This is a genomic window from Actinorhabdospora filicis (assembly GCF_030269765.1).
Classification (GTDB): domain Bacteria; phylum Actinomycetota; class Actinomycetes; order Mycobacteriales; family Micromonosporaceae; genus Actinorhabdospora; species Actinorhabdospora filicis.
In genome coordinates, this window is record NZ_BSTX01000003.1 from 727,914 (window position 1) to 743,476 (window position 15,563).

The window sequence follows — 15,563 nt, forward strand, 5'->3', positions numbered from 1 at the left end:
GCTTCCTCGGCTGGTCCCGGGCAAAAGGGTCGTCACCGGGAGTTGCTCACTATAGCGGCAGCGGCAAACCGGCTCGCGGATCGGTTACAGCGGGCCGTTGTCCACCACGATGAAGGACTCCAGGCGGGACAGCACCTGCTCCTTGCGGTAGCGCTCGGGCAGGATCTCCTGGCCGTCGCGGTCGATGGCGCCCCACTGCCCGTAGGTGGAGCAGACGGCGAACCCGCCCGGGTGGCAGACCACCTGCCGGTAGTGCGGCGGGACGACCAGCCGCCCCGTCCGGTCCACCGCGCCCTTGCCGCCGCGCCGGTCGACGCCGACCACGCCGTCCACGAAACCCTCGACCGAGCGCCCGTCGGGCATCTCGGTGCGCATCTCGTCGTACAGGAACGGCACGACCGTGCGCCCCTCGCGGGTGATGGCCCCCCACAGGCCGTTGCGCTGGACGGTCGCCACGCCGCCGCGGAAGTCGCCGACCCGCTCGAAGGCCGAGACGATCACCGCGCGGCCCTCGGCGTCCTTGAAGCCGTAGCGGCCGGTGTCGCGGTCCCGGAACGGGCGGGGCGCGGGGTGACCGGCGCGTTCGGCCCAGGACCGCGGCCGCGGCCCGAAGCCGTAGGCCCCGGCGCGGCGGTGCGAGGCGTCCAGGGCGTACTCGGCGATCGAGGTGAACCACTCGTCGCCGGAGCTGTCGTCCAGGGCCCGCTCCAGGTGGATGAGCGCCTCGATGAGGCGTCCCTGCGCGATGCAGGACAGGCCCGCGTGCAGCCGCACCGACGCGATCAGCCCGCGCGGCAGCTCACCGGCCTCGGCCATCGCGAAGAGCCGGTCGGCCTCCTCGAACTCCTGCCGCCAGGCGTGGACGCGCGCCAGCCGCGCCCGCGCGGGCGCGATCAGGAGGTCCCGTCCGGTGGACTCGGCCAGTTCCAGGGCCTGCTTCCCGTCGGACATGGCGGCCTCGAAGTCGCCGAGCAGGCGCGAGGCGACCACTTTGAGACCGAGCAGCCGGGCCCGGTCGACGTCCAGGTGCAGCGTCGGGAACCGCGCCGTCATCTCCTCGCGGATGGCCCAGAGGGATTCGGTGTCGTCGACGTACTCCCGCAGCGTGTTCGGGTCGAACCGCATGGTGGCGCGCTGCAGCGCCCTCGCCAAGCCTGCCGTTTCCGTCATCTGGATTCCGTTGTCGACCACTGAACCGTTGGACCCAGCCGACGCCCACCGCGCGTCCGCTGGCGCCTACTTTGCCATGCCGGATCCAGTAGCGAAAGATCTGGTCCCGGGCGATACAGGACTGTGACGGCCGGTGGTGCCGGTGTAGAGTCCTCCCTCCGCGCCCTGGACTCGCGAGCCGCCGTGCCCGCCTGGACTCGTGGACCTCCACCAGAACCCATCCAGGGAGCCCTATTGGCCGACCATGCCCTCCGCACCGGTGCCGCGCTGGCGCGCGCCGGGTTCCGGCGGTTCTCCACCTACCGGCAGGCGACCATCGCCGGTCTCACCACGAACATGGTCTTCGGGCTCCTGCGCTACTACGTCCTGCTGGCCACCACCGTCGGCGCGGCCGGCGCCGTCGCCGGCTACGACCTCGCCCAGCTCAGCTCCTACGTCTGGTTCGGGCAGGGCCTGCTCACCGTGGTCATGCTGTGGGGCTGGACGGAGCTGTCGGACCGCGTCCGCACCGGCGACGTGGTCGCCGACCTGCTCCGCCCCGTCAACCCGCTGTGGACCTACCTGGCCACCGACCTCGGCCGCGCCGGGTACAACTTCCTGGTCCGCATGCTCGTGCCCATCGCCTTCGGCGCGATCTTCTTCCCCTTCTACTTCCCGCACGCCCCCGCGACCTACCCGATCACCCTCGTCAGCACCGCGCTGGCCGTGGTGGTCTGCTTCGGCTGCCGCTACCTGGTGAACCTGACCTCGTTCTGGCTGCTGGACGTGCGCGGCGCGATGACGGTGTGGCTGGCCTGCTCCGGCGTCCTGTCGGGCATGTACTTCCCGATCGCGTTCATGCCCGGCTGGATCGCGGCGGTCCTCCAGTACGCCACGCCGTTCCCGTCGATGATCCAGACCCCCATCGACATCTACGTCGAACGCGGCGGCCTCGGCGGGCAGCTGCTGCGCCTGCTGGTCCAGGCGGCCTGGGCGGTGGCGATCCTCGCGCTGGCGCACCTCGTCCAGACGCGCGCGACCCGGAAGCTGGTGATCCAGGGTGGCTGAGAAAAGGGGAGTGGACGAGGCGCGGCCGTACACCCGCATGCTGACCGCGCAGGTCCGCAGCATCGTCCAGTACCGGACCTCCTTCGCGCTGGACGTGACCAGCCAGACGGTGTTCACCGTCCTCGACATCGTCACCGTCCTGGTGACCTTCCACGTCACGCCCACCCTGGGCGGGTTCAGCCAGCGCCAGGTCCTGCTCATCGGCGCCTTCACCGCCTTCGCCTTCGCGCTGGCCGACCTGACCGTCGGCAACATCGAGCGGCTGTCCTTCTACGTCCGCACCGGCCTGCTGGACGCCGTCCTCACCCGGCCCCTCTCGGCGATGGGGCAGCTGCTGGTCCTGGACTTCGCGCCCCGCCGCATCGGGCGCGTCCTGTTCGCCACCGGCCTGCTGACCACGATGCTCACCGTCAACGACATCGACTGGACCGCCTGGCGCGTCCTGCTGGCGGTGATCACACCGGTGTGCGCCACGGTGTTCTTCTCCTCGGTGTTCGTCATCGGCGCCAGCGTCGCCTTCTGGTGGATCGACGCCGGTCAGTTCGCGCACTCCTTCACCTACGGCGGGCGCGACTTCACCACCTACCCCTCGAACATCTACCAGGGCGCCTTCCGGCGGATCTTCGCCTACGCCCTCGGCTTCGGGTTCGTCTCCTACTACCCCGTCCTCGGGCTCCTCGGCGTGCCCGACCCGCTCGGCCTGCCGCCCTGGTTCGTCTGGGGCGGGCCCGTCGTCGCCACCGCCGCCGCACTCATCGCCGCCGCCATCTGGCGCGTCGGCCTCCGCCACTACAAGGGAGCCGGATCATGAGCACCGTCGTCTCGGCCACCGGCCTGCGCAAGGACTTCACCGTCCGCAAGAAGACCGGCCGCTTCACCCGCGTCAAGACCACCGTCTCGGCCGTCGACGGCGTCGACCTGCGCATCGAGCGCGGCGAGATGATCGGCTACATCGGCCCCAACGGCGCCGGGAAGTCCACCACCCTCAAGATGCTCACCGGCATCCTCACCCCCAGCGCCGGCGAGGTCGAGGTCTGCGGCCTCAAGCCCGTCCCGCAACGCGTCGAACTGACCCGCCGCATCGGCGTCGTCTTCGGGCAGCGCTCGGTCCTGTGGTGGGACCTGCCCCTGCGCGAGTCCTTCGACCTCCTGCGGCACGTCTTCGGCGTCCCCGCCGCCGAACACGCCGCCCGCCTGAAGATGTGCCGCGACATGCTCGACCTCGACGAGTTCGCCGACACCCCCGTACGCCAGCTCTCCCTCGGCCAGCGCATGCGCGGCGAACTCACCGCCGCCCTCCTCCACGGCCCCGAGATCCTCTTCCTCGACGAGCCGACCATCGGCCTCGACGTGGTCAGCAAGCAGGCCGTCCGCGCCTTCCTGGAGGAGACCGGCGAACGCGGCGACACCACCATCGTCCTCACCACCCACGACCTCGCCGACATCGAGCGCCTCTGCAAACGCCTCGTCGTCATCGACCACGGCCGCGTCGTCCACGACGGCACCCTCGAAGAACTCCACGGCCGCCACGGCTCCCACCGCCGCGTCGTGGTCGACTTCGCCGAACCCTGGACCGGCCCCGACGGCGAGATCGACCCCGAGGACCCCCGCCGCGTCACCTTCGCCCTCAAAGGCGAACACGACACCGCCGGAACCCTCATCGCCCGCCTCGCCACCACCGTCGAACTGCGCGACGTGTCCGTCCTCGAACCCGACATCGAGGACGTCATCGCCCGCCTGTACGCGACCACCCCGGCCTGAGACCCGCCGCCGCGCCCGTTGGTGGACGGGCGCGGCGGCGCCGGGCGAAAGCGGCCACATCCCGGCACCATTCCCGCCCAGAATGGCGACATGAACGACGTGCGGCTCCTCCGCCTGCTCTCCCTCCTCCAGACCGGCCGCGCCTGGACCGGGCCCGAGCTCGCCGCCGACCTGGCGGTCTCGCTGCGCACCGTCCGCCGCGACGTGGAGCGCCTGCGCGAGCTCGGCTACCCCGTCGAGGCGAACCTGGGTACGCACGGCGGGTACCGACTGGTCGCGGGCACCGCGATGCCGCCGCTGCTGCTGGACGACGACGAGGCCGTCGCCATCGCCGCCGCGCTGCGTCCCGAGGACGAGGCGTCCCAGCGGGCCCTGGCGAAACTGGCGCAGGTCCTGCCCGCCCGGCTGAGCCGCCGGGTCCGCGCGGTGCGCGACGCCACCGAGGCGCTCGTCGGCATCCGGCGCGGGGGTGCGCCCGAGGCCGTGCACGTCGACCCGGAGGTCATGGCGGAACTGGCCATCGCGGTGCGCGGCGGCGAGCGCGTCCGTTTCGGCTACACCGGCCGGGACGCCGGGCCCGGCGAGCGCCACGCCGAGCCGCACCGGCTGGTGGGGACGGGCTCGCGGTGGTACCTGGTCGCCTACGACCTGGACCGGGACGGGTGGCGCAGCTTCCGCCTCGACCGGGTCGGAGGGGTGTTCCGCACCGGCGCCCGCGTCGATGGACGCGAACCGCCGGTGGACGCCGCGGCCTTCGTCGCCGAGTCGATCCACGGCGCCCGCGCCCGGCACAAGGCGGTGGTCGTGCTGCACGTGAACGTGAAAGACGCCGGTGCCCTCCTCGCGGAGGACACCGGCGTCTTGGCGCCGCTGGGGGAGGAGCGCACGCTGCTCACCACCGGCGGGGACGCGCTGGACTGGCTCGCGGTGCGGCTGGCCCTGCTGGGCGTGCCCTTCGAGGTCCGCGAACCGCCCGAGCTGGCCGCGTTCCTCGAAGAACTCGGGACGCGGCTGCTCGCTGCTTCTAGATCTTGTCGCCCGGCTTGACCAGCGGGCGCGGCATGCGCAGCTTGCGGACCATGATCAGCCGCATGCACACGTACCAGTAGAGGCCCGGCTTCTTCACCGTGCTCTTGGGGACGCGCTCCTTCACCAGCTTGCCGACCTTGCGGCAGGTGAGGGTCGCCTCCAGGATGAAGGCCAGCAGCATGAACACCCACACGCCGGTGGAGACCGTCTTCACGATCGGCAGCATGCCCGGCTGGCTGGTGACCAGCACGATCAGCACGATCAGGAAGAACCACTGGCTGATGGTGCGGCGGCTGTCCACGACGTCGCGGGCCAGGCGCCGCTCGGGGCCCCGGTCGCGCGGCATGTGGTACTTGTCGAAGGCCGGGTCGCCCCGGTCGAGGCCCGCCTGGATCTCGGCGCGCTGGGCGCGCTGCTCGCCCCGTTCCTGCTTCGCCTTCTCCTTGCGGCGGACGGCGGCGTCCTTCCGGTTGGTGGGCGGAGGGACGTACGGGCCGCGTTTGCCGGTGCCGCGTTTGGGCGTGGGCGCGGCCTTGTCCCGGCCGGACCCGCTGGACCTCTTCGCACCTTCGTCGGTGGCGGCGGTCTCGGTCTCGGTCACGGGCTCGTCCTTTTTGTCGGAGCGGCGGAACAGGGAAGACACCCCGGAAGGATAGCCGAGGGCGGTTCCCGGTACCGCACCCACGGGACCGTTGACACAGAGAGATAGGTCGCGTGGACGCCCCGTGCAAAACGCGAGAGGGACGACCCGGGGGCCGTCCCTCTCCTCGCTTCGTGATCTACGGACGCTCTGCCGCTCTGCCGCTCCGCGGCCTACGGCTTAGGCGGCCACCCTGTTTATTTGCGGCCTACGGCCGCTCTGTCCGGGCCCCGAGCGCTTCGAGCTTGCCGTCGAAGTTCTCGTACCCGCGCGAGATGTAGCGGTCCACGCCGTACACCCGCGAGGTGCCCTCGGCGGCCAGGGCCGCGATGAGGTGGCTGAACCCGGCGCGCAGGTCGGGGATCTGGAGGTCGGCCGCGTGCAGCTTGCTCGGGCCGGCGATGACCGCCGAGTGCAGGAAGTTCCGGCGTCCCCAGCGGCACGGCGTGCCGCCCAGGCACTCCGAGTACAGCTGGATGTTGGCGCCCATCTGGTTGAGCTCGGTGGTGTACCCGAAGCGGCGCTCGTAGACCGTCTCGTGCACGATCGACAGCCCGCGCGCCTGGGTCAGCGCCACCACGAGCGGCTGCTGCCAGTCGGTCATCAGCCCGGGGTGGACGTCGGTCTCCAGCGCGACCGGCTGGAGCTCGCCGCCGGGGTGCCAGAAGCGGATGCCGCCGCCGACGGGGGAGTCGTCCACCGAGAACGCGCCGCCCACCGAGCGGTACACGTTCAGGAACGTCATCATGTCGGCCTGCTTGGCGCCGCGCACGAAGATCTCGCCGTGCGTGGCCAGCGCCGCCGCGCCCCAGCTGGCCGCCTCGATGCGGTCCGGGATGGGGCGGTGGGAGTAGCCGGTCAGCCGGTCCACGCCCTGGATCTCGATGACCCGGTCGGTGTGCACCTTGATGATCGCGCCCATCTTCTGCAGGACGCAGATGAGGTCGATGATCTCCGGCTCGACGGCCGCGTTGCGCAGCTCGGTCACGCCGTCGGCGAGCACCGCGGTGAGCAGGACCTGCTCGGTGGAGCCCACCGAGGGGTACTCCAGCTCGTACTTGATGCCGCGCAGCCGCTGCGGCGCCGACAGGTGCAGCCCGTCGGGACGCTTGTCGACCACCGCGCCGAACTCGCGCAGGGCCTGGATGTGGAAGTCGATCGGCCGGTCGCCGATCTTGCAGCCGCCCAGGTCGGGGATGAACGCGTGCCCCAGGCGGTGCAGCAGGGGACCGCAGAACAGGATCGGGATGCGCGAGGAACCGGCGTGGACGTTGATCTCGTCCACCGCGGCGCGCGTCACGTTCGCGGGGTCCATGACCAGCTCGCCCTCCGGCCCGGTGGAGACGCGCACGCCGTGCGCCTCCAGCAGGCCGGTGACGATCTCGACGTCCGAGATGGCCGGGACGTCGTACAGGGTCGAGGCCGTCTCGCCGAGCACGGCGGCGACCATGGCCTTCGAGACCAGGTTCTTCGCGCCGCGGACCCGGATCTCACCGCGAAGCGGGGTCCCGCCGTGCACGACGAGCACGTCTTCCTTCAACACTCGCTCCTTCAGGCATGTGTCCGACAGCGCCAGCAAGCGAGCATAACGGGCAGATATCGAAGCGGTTAGGGCAGCGCCAGCATCTGGTCCAGCGCGACCCTGGCGTAGTGTGCCGTGTCACCGTCCACAGTGATCTGATTCGGGACGCGCCCGGCGACCAGCTCCTCCAGCGTCCAGATCAGGTGCGGGAGGTCGATGCGGTTCATCGTGGAGCAGTAGCAGACCGTGCGGTCGAGGAACATGACGTTCTTGTCGGGATGGGCGTTCGCCAGGCGCCGCACCAGATTCAGCTCGGTGCCGATGGCCCACGAGGAGCCGGGCTCGGCGGCGTCGAGGGCCTTGATGATGTACTCGGTGGAACCGACGTAGTCGGCCGCTTCGACCACTTCGTGCTTGCATTCGGGGTGAACCAGGACATTGACCCCGGGGACGCGCTCGCGCACCTCGGTCACGCAGTCCAGGCTGAACCGCCCGTGCACGGAGCAGTGGCCCTTCCACAGGATGATCTTCGCGTCCCGCAGCTGCTCGTCGGTGAGGCCGCCATTGGGCTTGTGCGGGTTGTACAGGACACAGTCGTCGAGACTGAAGCCCATCTCACGCACGACGGTGTTGCGGCCCAGGTGCTGGTCGGGAAGGAAGAAGACCTTCGAGCCCTTCGCGTAGGACCACTCCAGCGCGCGCTGGGCGTTGGAGGAGGTGCAGACCACGCCACCGTTGCGGCCCACGAAGCCCTTGATGTCGGCCGAGGAGTTCATGTAGGTCACCGGGACGGTGTCGCCGGCGATGCCGAGGTCGGTGAACAGCTCCCACGCCTTCTCGACCTGGGTGAGGACGGCCATGTCCGCCATGGAGCAGCCGGCGGCCAGGTCGGGCAGGATCACCTTCTGGTGGTCCTTGGTGAGGATGTCGGCGGACTCGGCCATGAAGTGCACGCCGCAGAACACGATGTGCTCGGCGTCGGGCCGCGCCGCGGCCTGCTGCGCCAGCTTGAAGGAGTCGCCGGTCACGTCGGCGAACTGGATGACCTCGTCGCGCTGGTAGTGGTGGCCGAGGATGAAGACGGAGGAACCGAGCTTCTCCTTCGCCACGCGGGCCCGCTCGACCAGGTCGGGGTCACTCGCCTCGGGCAGCTCGCCGGGGCAGTCGACGCCCTTTTCCGAACCCGCGTCGGTTCCCCGCCCGAGCAGCAGCAACGCCGTCGCGGTGGGGCCCGGCTCGGCCCAGGTGTCGCTCATCGCCTGTCAGCTCCGATCGGTAGGCACATGACAACCGCAATAATGCTGCCACCCGGACCGGGGTGGCGGGCCGTGCTTCTCACCTCACGCGTAGCCTGCGCCACATGCGCGTGCTGATCTGCCCCGACAAGTTCGCAGGTACCTTGACCGCCCCGCAGGTGGCCCGGGAGGTGGCCGCCGGATGGCTGGCCGGTTCGCCTGAGAGTGAGATCACCCTGCGTCCCCTCGCCGACGGCGGGCCCGGGTTCGTGGAGGTCCTGGCGACGGCCCTGGGCGGGCGGCGCATCCCCGTGCCGACCGTCGACCCGCTCGGGCGGCCGGTGACCGGCGAGGTCCTGCTCGTGGGCGACACCGCCTACGTGGAGAGCGCGCAGGCCTGCGGGCTGCACCTGGTCGCCGCCGGTGAGCGGGACGTGCGCCGGGCGACGTCCTACGGGCTCGGCGTGCTGATCACCGCCGCGGTGGAGGCGGGCGCGCGGACCGTCGTCGTCGGCCTCGGCGGCTCGGCGACCAACGACGGCGGCGCGGGCATGCTCACCGCGCTCGGCGTGACACCGGTCGCCGGGGACGGGCAGGTCCTGCCCTACGGCGGCATCGCGCTGGCCTCGTGCGAGCGGGTCACCGGGACCGCGCAGCTGCGCGGGGCGGCCCTGGTCGCCGCCACCGACGTGGACAACCCGCTGCTCGGGCTGCATGGGGCGTCCAGCGTGTTCGGGCCGCAGAAGGGCGCCGACCGCGCCGACGTCCTGGCCCTCGACGCGGCCCTGGAGACCTTCGCCGGCGCGCTGGAACGCGACCTGGGCGTCGCGGTCCGCGACCTGCCGGGCGCGGGGGCCGCCGGGGGGATCGGCGCGGCGATGTTCGCGCTGGGGGCGCGACGGGAGTCCGGCATCGACCTCGTGCGCGCCGCCACCGGCCTGGACGCCGCCCTGGACGCCGCCGACCTCGTCATCACCGGCGAGGGCTCCTTCGACTTCCAGAGCCTGCGCGGCAAGCTCGTCTCCGGCGTCGCCGAGGCCGCCGCCGAGCGGGGCGTGCCCTGCGTCGTGGTCGCCGGTCAGGTCGCCGTCGGGCGCCGCGAGGCCGCCGCCGTCGGCGTCCAGGAGACCCACTCGCTCGTGGAGCACTTCGGCTCGGTGGACAAGGCCATGGCCGAGCCCGCCGAGGGCCTGCGCGCCATCGCCGAACGGCTCGCCCGGCAGTGGGCGCGCTGACCGCGTTCCCCCAGCTCGTGACCCACCACACACCCGGGGCGGTCATCCGTGCCACCCCAGGCGGGAATGTGGCCACCCCCGCCGGTGGTTCGTTACGGTGGGACATAGCAACCGTCGACAGGGAGCAACCACGTGACTAGTACAGAGACCACGCCGACCGAGGCCACCGAGGCCCCGGTCGCGACCGGCGCCGCCCTCACCGCGAACGCCGCCGAGAAGGTGAAGAACCTGCTCGCGCAGGAAGAGCGCGACGATCTGCGCCTGCGCGTGGCCGTCCAGCCCGGCGGATGCTCGGGCATGCGGTACCAGCTCTTCTTCGACGAGCGCTCCCTCGACGGAGATGTTGTGACCGCCTACGACGGCTTCGAGCTGGTCGTGGACCGCATGAGCGTGCCCTACCTCCTGGGCGCGTCCATCGACTTCGTGGACCGCATCGACGCGCAGGGCTTCACCATCGACAACCCCAACGCGCAGGGCTCCTGCGCGTGCGGCGACTCCTTCCACTAGGAAGGGCCTCCCTCCACTAAAGGGGGAGTCTCCGCCGAGTCGACCGGCTTGGGCGCACGCGCGGTGCGAACCGTTCGTCCGCGCGGCGCCGCGAAGTGCACGCAGGTGACAGGCCCCACCCGGGCGACCGGGTGGGGCCTGTCCGCGTTCGGGTGACCCTCCGACACCCCGTGCCGGGTCGATGACCCGGGGGTCGCCGGCGGCTATATTGTTCGGCGGCTTCGGTACCACCAGTACCGGCGCGCTCACCCGGAAAACCGGGTGGCCCGACACCGTCCGACCCGTGCCGTCCCATCAGCCGTCTCCTCCGTTTGGACCTCCCTTCATGAAGATCGCCGTCACCGGCTCGATCGCCACCGACCACCTGATGCACTTCCCCGGACGGTTCTCCGGCCAGCTCATCGCCGACAAGCTCGACAAGGTCTCGCTGTCCTTCCTCGTCGACGACCTCGTCCTGCGGCGCGGCGGCATCGCGGCCAACATCTGCTACGGCATGGCGCAGCTGGGCCTCAGCCCCGTGCTGGTCGGCGCGGTCGGCGCCGACTTCGACGAGTACCGCGCCCACCTCAAGGGCCACGGCGTCGACTGCGACTCCGTCTACGTCAGCGACACCGCCCACACCGCCCGCTTCGTCTGCACCACCGACGAGGACATGTGCCAGATCGCGTCCTTCTACGCCGGCGCGATGGCCGAGGCCGGCAACATCGAGCTCGCGCCCATCCACGAGCGCGCCGGCGGCCTCGACCTGGTCCTGGTGTGCGCCAACGACCCCGCCGCGATGCTCCGGCACAGCGCCGAGTGCCGCGACCTGGGCCTGCGCTTCGCCGCCGACCCCTCCCAGCAGCTCGCCCGCCTCGACGGGCAGGGCGTGGTCGACATGATCACCGGCGCGGAGTTCCTGCTCACCAACGAGTACGAGCGCGAGCTCCTGGAGTCCAAGACCGGGCTGAGCGACACCGACGTCCTGGACCTGGTGCGCGTCCGCGTCACCACCCTCGGCAAGGACGGCGTGGAGATCACCGGCCGCGGCATGGACCCGATCCACGTCCCCGTCGCCCGCGAGATCAAGGCCTACGACCCCACCGGCGTCGGCGACGGCTTCCGCGCCGGGTTCTTCGCCGCCCTGTCGTGGGGAATGCCGCTGCGCCGGGCCGCCGAGGTCGGCAGCCTGCTGGCCACCCTCGTCCTGGAGACCGTCGGGACGCAGGAGTACGCCGTCGACCGCGCCGACTTCGTCAAGCGGCTCGCCGAGTCCTACGGCCCGGCCAGCGCCGCCGAGACCGCCGGATACCTCGGCGTGTGACGCCCTAGACCGTCCACAAAGGACGCCACGGCCTTGTGCCGGGGCGTCCTTTTTTCACGCCCTGAAGAGGTCAAACCCGCACGTCGAAGGCCGGTACACCGTCCACTTCGGACGCCCCCACGAACTCCTTGCCGCGCATCCGGCACCACGCCGGGATGTCCACCGCCGCCGCCGGATCCTCCGCCAGCACGCGGACCACCGAGCCCGCCTTCGCCGAACGGCTCCACTTCGCCAGCTCGATCACCGGGATCGGGCAGCGCTTCCCCCGGCAGTCAAGGATCTCCACGCCACCACTCTAAGCGAACCGAACGGAATCGCCTGTCCGGGCACGACTTGATCTCTCATACATAACGGTCCGGTGAAACATCTTCCAATCTGGAACGCACTCCGCCACTGTGTGGTCACGGCCATAGTCCACCCAGGACCATGCCGACCGTGCCGCTGACCAACCAAATAGGAGGCTTGAGGATGCGCATCAGGCGTGTCATGGCACTCGCCGTGGCCACCGCGCTGGCGACCACTGCCTGTTCGACAGGCGGAGGCTCCGACAGCGAAGGTGCCACCGACGGCACCATTAACCTCGCCCAGGGCACCGACCCGGCCCACATGATCACCACCGACGCGACCGAGACGGTCAGCTCCTCGGTGCTCCGGATGATGTACGACGGGCTCTTCAGCTACAGCAACACCGGTGACCTCGTGCCGGTGCTGGCCGAGGCCGTGCCCACCAGCACCGACAACATCCACTGGACCATCAAGGTCAAGCAGGGCACCAAGTTCCAGAACGGCGAGGCCGTCGACGCCAACGCCTTCGTGCGCGCCTGGAACTACGGCGCCTACGGCCCCCACGCCCAGGGCGGCGCGTCGTTCTTCTCCCGCATCAAGGGATACGACGACGTCAAGGCCACCGAGGACCCCGACGGCGACGGCCCGAACAAGGCGCCCGACCCCAAGGCCAAGGAGCTGTCCGGCCTCAAGGCCACCGACGCCAGCACCATCAGCGTCGAGCTGACCGCGCCGTTCGCGGGCTTCCCGACGATGCTCGGCTACACCGTCTTCTGGCCGATGGCCGACGAGTGCATGCAGAAGATCGACGCCTGCAAGGAGAAGCCGATCGGCAACGGGCCGTTCGCTCTCAAGGAATGGCAGCACGACATCGCCCTCACCATCGAGCGGTGGGACGCCTACCAGGGGAACAAGCCCGCCTACAAGACCATCAAGTGGCGGATCTTCCCCGACGGCGCGCCGACCTGGACCGACTTCGAGGCGAACCAGCTCGACATCGACGCGCCCCCGACCGAGCAGTACCAGGACGCCAAGGCCAAGTACGGCGAGCGGATGCTTGAGGTCAAGTCGCCGTCCCTGAGCTACATCGGCCTCCCGCTCTACGACCCCACCTTCGCCAAGAAGGAGATCCGTCAGGCGCTGTCCCTGGCGATCGACCGGGACCTGCTCAACCAGGCCCTCTACCAGGGCCGCTACACCCCGGCCGACTCCTTCGCCCCGCCCGGGATCATCTTCGGCGCCACGGCCGGCACCTGCGCCTACTGCAAGCTGGACGTCGCCAAGGCCAAGGAACTGCTGGCCAAGGCCGGCGGCTGGCCCGCGGGCAAGAAGCTCCAGCTGTGGATCAACACCGCGGCCTCCGGCGCCAACGAGAAGTGGGTCAAGGCCGTCGGTGACCAGATCAAGCAGAACCTGGGCATCGAGTACGAGTACCACCTGGAGGAGTGGAACAAGATCCTCCAGCTGACCCAGGACCACAAGATCGACGGCCCGTTCCGCATGGGCTGGTCTCCGGACTACAACTACGTCGAGAACTACCTGGTCCCGATCTACGGCGGCGGCGCCAAGGTCACCCGCACCGGCTACGAGAGCGAGGCCTTCACCAAGGCCGTCGCCGAGGCCGACGCGGCCCCGAACCTGCAGGACTCCGTCGCGAAGTACCAGGCGGCCGAGCGGATCCTCGGTGAGGACATGCCGGGCATCCCGGTCTTCTTCTCCAAGTCCGCCACCGTCTACAGCGACCGGTTCGACCCGGCCAGCGTCGTGGTCAACCCGGTCATGGGCGCCATCGACCTGCGCCTGGTCAAGCTCAAGTAGTCCCCCCACGGACGATTCCGCTCTGACGCGACGGTGACCGGTGGCCACGCCGCCGGTCACCGTCGCGCGACATCATTAGGAAAGGAGCGACCGTGGGGCGTTACGTCATCCGCCGCCTGCTCCAGGCGGTGCTGACCATCTTTCTCGCGCTGTTCCTGCTGCACTACCTGACCTCACTGTCCATCCAGATCAACGGCAACCCCGCCTACGCCTTCTTCGGCGGCCAGATCACGCCGACCCAGGAGCAGCTGCGGGTGGTGGCCGAGCGCTACCACACCGACCACCCCTGCCTGAAGCGCGTCGGCGACCCCTGCCTGTCCAACTTCATGGACACCCTCGGCCGCTACGCCAACGGCGACTTCGGCCAGGACCTGCGCTTCCGCCCGGTCAGCGACCAGGTGGTGATGCGCGTCCCCAATACCTTGAGAGTCTTCGCGATCAACATCGCCACCTGGGCCATCGCCGGCATCGGGCTGGGCATGCTCGCGGCGGTCCGCCGGGAGAAGTTCTCCGACTACCTGATCCGGGCCGGGACGATCATCTCCGGCGCGGTCCCGACGTTCTTGTTCGTGCTCGCCTTGAAATATCTGGCCGGGGTGTGGATCGGCGGCTGGCTGCGCGACCACCTCGGCGACGACAACGTGCTGTCCATCATCTTCCGCCCGTCCTGGGACGAGGCGCATCCCTGGCTGACGGTGATCCTGCCCGGCATCGCGCTCGCCGTGATCGGCACCGCGGGCATCACCCGCCTCATGCGCACGAGCATGCTGGAGAACATCCGGTCCGACCACGTCAGGACCGCCAAGGCGAAGGGCCTCACCGGCGGGCGCGTCCTGCTCGCGCACACCCTGCGCAACTCCCTGATCCCCGTGGTGACGCTCATCGGCCTGTCCCTGGGCGGCGCCCTCGGCGGCGCGGTCATCACCGAGGGACTGTGGAACATCCGCGGCGTCGGCCAGTTCGTGTTCAACGCGGTACGGCAGAACGACACCCCCATCGTCGTCGGCGTGGTCTCGCTGGTCGTCATCTGCTACCTGCTCTTCAGCCTGCTGATCGACCTTCTCTACGCCGTCCTGGACCCGAGGATCCGCTATGAGTGACACCCAGACCATCGAGGCGACCCCGCCGACGGCGCCGGTGAAGGCCGGGCCGGAGAAGGTCCGCGGCCTGTGGAGCGACGCCTTCCACGACCTGCGCAAGCGCCCGCAGGTACTGGTCTGCTCGGCCGTCATCCTGCTGCTCATCCTGATCGCGGCGTTCCCGAGCCTGTTCACCGGCAAGGACCCGCGCGACTGCCAGCTGGAGCGGTTCTTCGGCGCCCCGTCGGCCGACGCCTGGTTCGGCTACGACCAGTACGGCTGCGACTACTTCGCGATGACGATCTACGGCGCGCGGCCGTCCATCGTGGTCGGTCTGCTGGCCACCGCCACCACCTTCATCCTGGGCGCGGTCATCGGCTCCATCGCCGGCTACTTCGGCGGCTGGGTCGACGCGGTCATCTCCCGCACCATCGACGTGTTCAACAGCATCCCGTTCGTCCTGGGCGCCATCCTGATCCTGGCGATCTGGCGCTCGGCCGGTGACACGGTCTGGCCGCTGATCCTGGCGCTGACGGTGTTCGGCTGGACCGGCGGCGCCCGCATCCTCCGCGGCAGCTTCATCGAGGCGCGGGGACTGGACTACGTGAAGGCCGCGAAGTCCCTGGGCGCCTCCGACTCCCGGGTGATGTTCCGGCACATCTTCCCCAACGCGATGGCCCCGATCGTCTCGCTGGTGCCGCTGGCCATCGGCGCCTACATCGAGGCCGAGGCCTCGCTCTCGTTCCTCGGTCTCGGCCTGAAGCCGCCCGCGGTGACCTGGGGCAGCATGATCTCGAACAACGTGCCGGAGGTGCTCGCCGGGCATCCGCGGCTGCTGATCATCCCCGCCCTGTTCCTGCTGTCGGCGACGATCTCCTTCGCCCTCCTCGGCGACGCCGTGCGCGACGCCCTCGACCCGAAGCTGAAGTGAC

At 70.2% G+C, this 15,563-nt stretch carries 15 protein-coding genes; 10 read left to right on the forward strand and 5 right to left on the reverse strand.

Annotated features, from left to right (window positions below):
* Positions 1 to 84: 84 nt before the first annotated feature.
* Positions 85 to 1,170, reverse strand: a complete 1,086-nt coding sequence (locus tag QSK10_RS23680) for a WG repeat-containing protein (protein ID WP_285665136.1) — start codon at positions 1,168 to 1,170, stop codon at positions 85 to 87.
* A 234-nt stretch (positions 1,171 to 1,404) separates the two neighbouring features.
* Between QSK10_RS23680 and QSK10_RS23685 the strand changes: the two genes are divergently transcribed.
* The 4 genes from QSK10_RS23685 (at position 1,405) to QSK10_RS23700 (ending at position 5,025) form a co-directional block, all read left to right on the forward strand.
* Complete coding sequence (locus QSK10_RS23685; RefSeq protein ID WP_285665137.1) at positions 1,405 to 2,217, forward strand: ABC transporter permease; 813 nt, start codon at positions 1,405 to 1,407, stop codon at positions 2,215 to 2,217.
* Positions 2,210 to 3,028, forward strand: coding sequence for an ABC transporter permease (locus tag QSK10_RS23690; RefSeq protein ID WP_285665138.1), 819 nt, complete (start codon positions 2,210 to 2,212; stop codon positions 3,026 to 3,028). Before QSK10_RS23685 ends, QSK10_RS23690 begins: the two co-directional genes overlap by 8 nt.
* Positions 3,025 to 3,978 (forward strand): ABC transporter ATP-binding protein, encoded by a 954-nt coding sequence (locus QSK10_RS23695; RefSeq protein WP_285665139.1) that lies wholly within the window; start codon positions 3,025 to 3,027, stop codon positions 3,976 to 3,978. The genes QSK10_RS23690 and QSK10_RS23695 overlap by 4 nt, the downstream gene beginning before the upstream one ends.
* A gap of 90 nt (positions 3,979 to 4,068) precedes the next feature.
* Positions 4,069 to 5,025 carry a helix-turn-helix transcriptional regulator gene (locus tag QSK10_RS23700; protein WP_285665140.1) on the forward strand — a complete coding sequence of 319 codons (957 nt, stop codon included), beginning with the start codon at positions 4,069 to 4,071 and terminating at the stop codon, positions 5,023 to 5,025.
* Here QSK10_RS23700 and QSK10_RS23705 read toward each other — a convergent pair.
* The 3 genes from QSK10_RS23705 to nadA form a co-directional block, all read right to left on the reverse strand.
* Entirely contained in the window at positions 5,003 to 5,650 is a 648-nt protein-coding gene (locus QSK10_RS23705) for a DUF3043 domain-containing protein (protein ID WP_285665141.1), read from the reverse strand. The genes QSK10_RS23700 and QSK10_RS23705 overlap by 23 nt on opposite strands.
* Before the next feature lie 205 nt (positions 5,651 to 5,855).
* Complete coding sequence (gene murA, locus QSK10_RS23710; protein WP_285665142.1) at positions 5,856 to 7,187, reverse strand: UDP-N-acetylglucosamine 1-carboxyvinyltransferase; 1,332 nt, start codon at positions 7,185 to 7,187, stop codon at positions 5,856 to 5,858.
* 68 nt (positions 7,188 to 7,255) lie between these two features.
* Entirely contained in the window at positions 7,256 to 8,425 is a 1,170-nt protein-coding gene (gene nadA / locus QSK10_RS23715) for a quinolinate synthase NadA (RefSeq protein WP_285665143.1), read from the reverse strand.
* Between the two features lie 104 nt (positions 8,426 to 8,529).
* Here nadA and QSK10_RS23720 point away from each other — a divergent pair, with 104 nt between their 5' ends.
* The 3 genes from QSK10_RS23720 to QSK10_RS23730 all read left to right on the forward strand — a co-directional run bounded on the left by QSK10_RS23720 (position 8,530) and on the right by QSK10_RS23730 (position 11,449).
* On the forward strand, positions 8,530 to 9,639 hold the full coding sequence (locus QSK10_RS23720; protein ID WP_285665144.1) for a glycerate kinase family protein: 1,110 nt from the start codon (positions 8,530 to 8,532) through the stop codon (positions 9,637 to 9,639).
* 132 nt (positions 9,640 to 9,771) lie between these two features.
* A complete protein-coding gene (gene erpA, locus QSK10_RS23725; protein WP_285665145.1) occupies positions 9,772 to 10,146 on the forward strand; it encodes an iron-sulfur cluster insertion protein ErpA in 375 nt (124 codons plus the stop codon).
* Positions 10,147 to 10,471: 325 nt separating this feature from the next.
* On the forward strand, positions 10,472 to 11,449 hold the full coding sequence (locus QSK10_RS23730; RefSeq protein WP_285665146.1) for a carbohydrate kinase family protein: 978 nt from the start codon (positions 10,472 to 10,474) through the stop codon (positions 11,447 to 11,449).
* A 70-nt stretch (positions 11,450 to 11,519) separates the two neighbouring features.
* On the opposite strand, the gene QSK10_RS23735 is transcribed toward QSK10_RS23730, so the two are convergent.
* Positions 11,520 to 11,735, reverse strand: coding sequence for a sulfurtransferase TusA family protein (locus QSK10_RS23735; protein ID WP_285665147.1), 216 nt, complete (start codon positions 11,733 to 11,735; stop codon positions 11,520 to 11,522).
* A gap of 182 nt (positions 11,736 to 11,917) precedes the next feature.
* On the opposite strand from QSK10_RS23735, the gene QSK10_RS23740 reads away from it, so the two are divergent.
* The 3 genes from QSK10_RS23740 (at position 11,918) to QSK10_RS23750 (ending at position 15,562) form a co-directional block, all read left to right on the forward strand.
* Positions 11,918 to 13,552: a peptide ABC transporter substrate-binding protein gene (locus tag QSK10_RS23740; protein WP_285665148.1), complete on the forward strand. Its 1,635-nt coding sequence runs from the start codon at positions 11,918 to 11,920 to the stop codon at positions 13,550 to 13,552.
* A 92-nt stretch (positions 13,553 to 13,644) separates the two neighbouring features.
* Positions 13,645 to 14,652: an ABC transporter permease gene (locus QSK10_RS23745; protein ID WP_285665149.1), complete on the forward strand. Its 1,008-nt coding sequence runs from the start codon at positions 13,645 to 13,647 to the stop codon at positions 14,650 to 14,652.
* Entirely contained in the window at positions 14,645 to 15,562 is a 918-nt protein-coding gene (locus QSK10_RS23750) for an ABC transporter permease (RefSeq protein WP_285665150.1), read from the forward strand. The genes QSK10_RS23745 and QSK10_RS23750 overlap by 8 nt, the downstream gene beginning before the upstream one ends.
* Position 15,563: the final 1 nt, after the last annotated feature.

Coding starts and splice junctions, on each gene's coding strand:
- QSK10_RS23720 (WP_285665144.1), top strand. CDS start 8,530: ATGCGCGTGCTGATCTGCCCCGACAAGTTCGCAGGTACCTTGACCGCC.
- QSK10_RS23730 (WP_285665146.1), top strand. CDS start 10,472: ATGAAGATCGCCGTCACCGGCTCGATCGCCACCGACCACCTGATGCAC.
- QSK10_RS23695 (WP_285665139.1), top strand. CDS start 3,025: ATGAGCACCGTCGTCTCGGCCACCGGCCTGCGCAAGGACTTCACCGTC.
- QSK10_RS23680 (WP_285665136.1), bottom strand. CDS start 1,170: ATGACGGAAACGGCAGGCTTGGCGAGGGCGCTGCAGCGCGCCACCATG.
- QSK10_RS23700 (WP_285665140.1), top strand. CDS start 4,069: ATGAACGACGTGCGGCTCCTCCGCCTGCTCTCCCTCCTCCAGACCGGC.
- QSK10_RS23740 (WP_285665148.1), top strand. CDS start 11,918: ATGCGCATCAGGCGTGTCATGGCACTCGCCGTGGCCACCGCGCTGGCG.
- QSK10_RS23750 (WP_285665150.1), top strand. CDS start 14,645: ATGAGTGACACCCAGACCATCGAGGCGACCCCGCCGACGGCGCCGGTG.
- nadA (WP_285665143.1), bottom strand. CDS start 8,425: ATGAGCGACACCTGGGCCGAGCCGGGCCCCACCGCGACGGCGTTGCTG.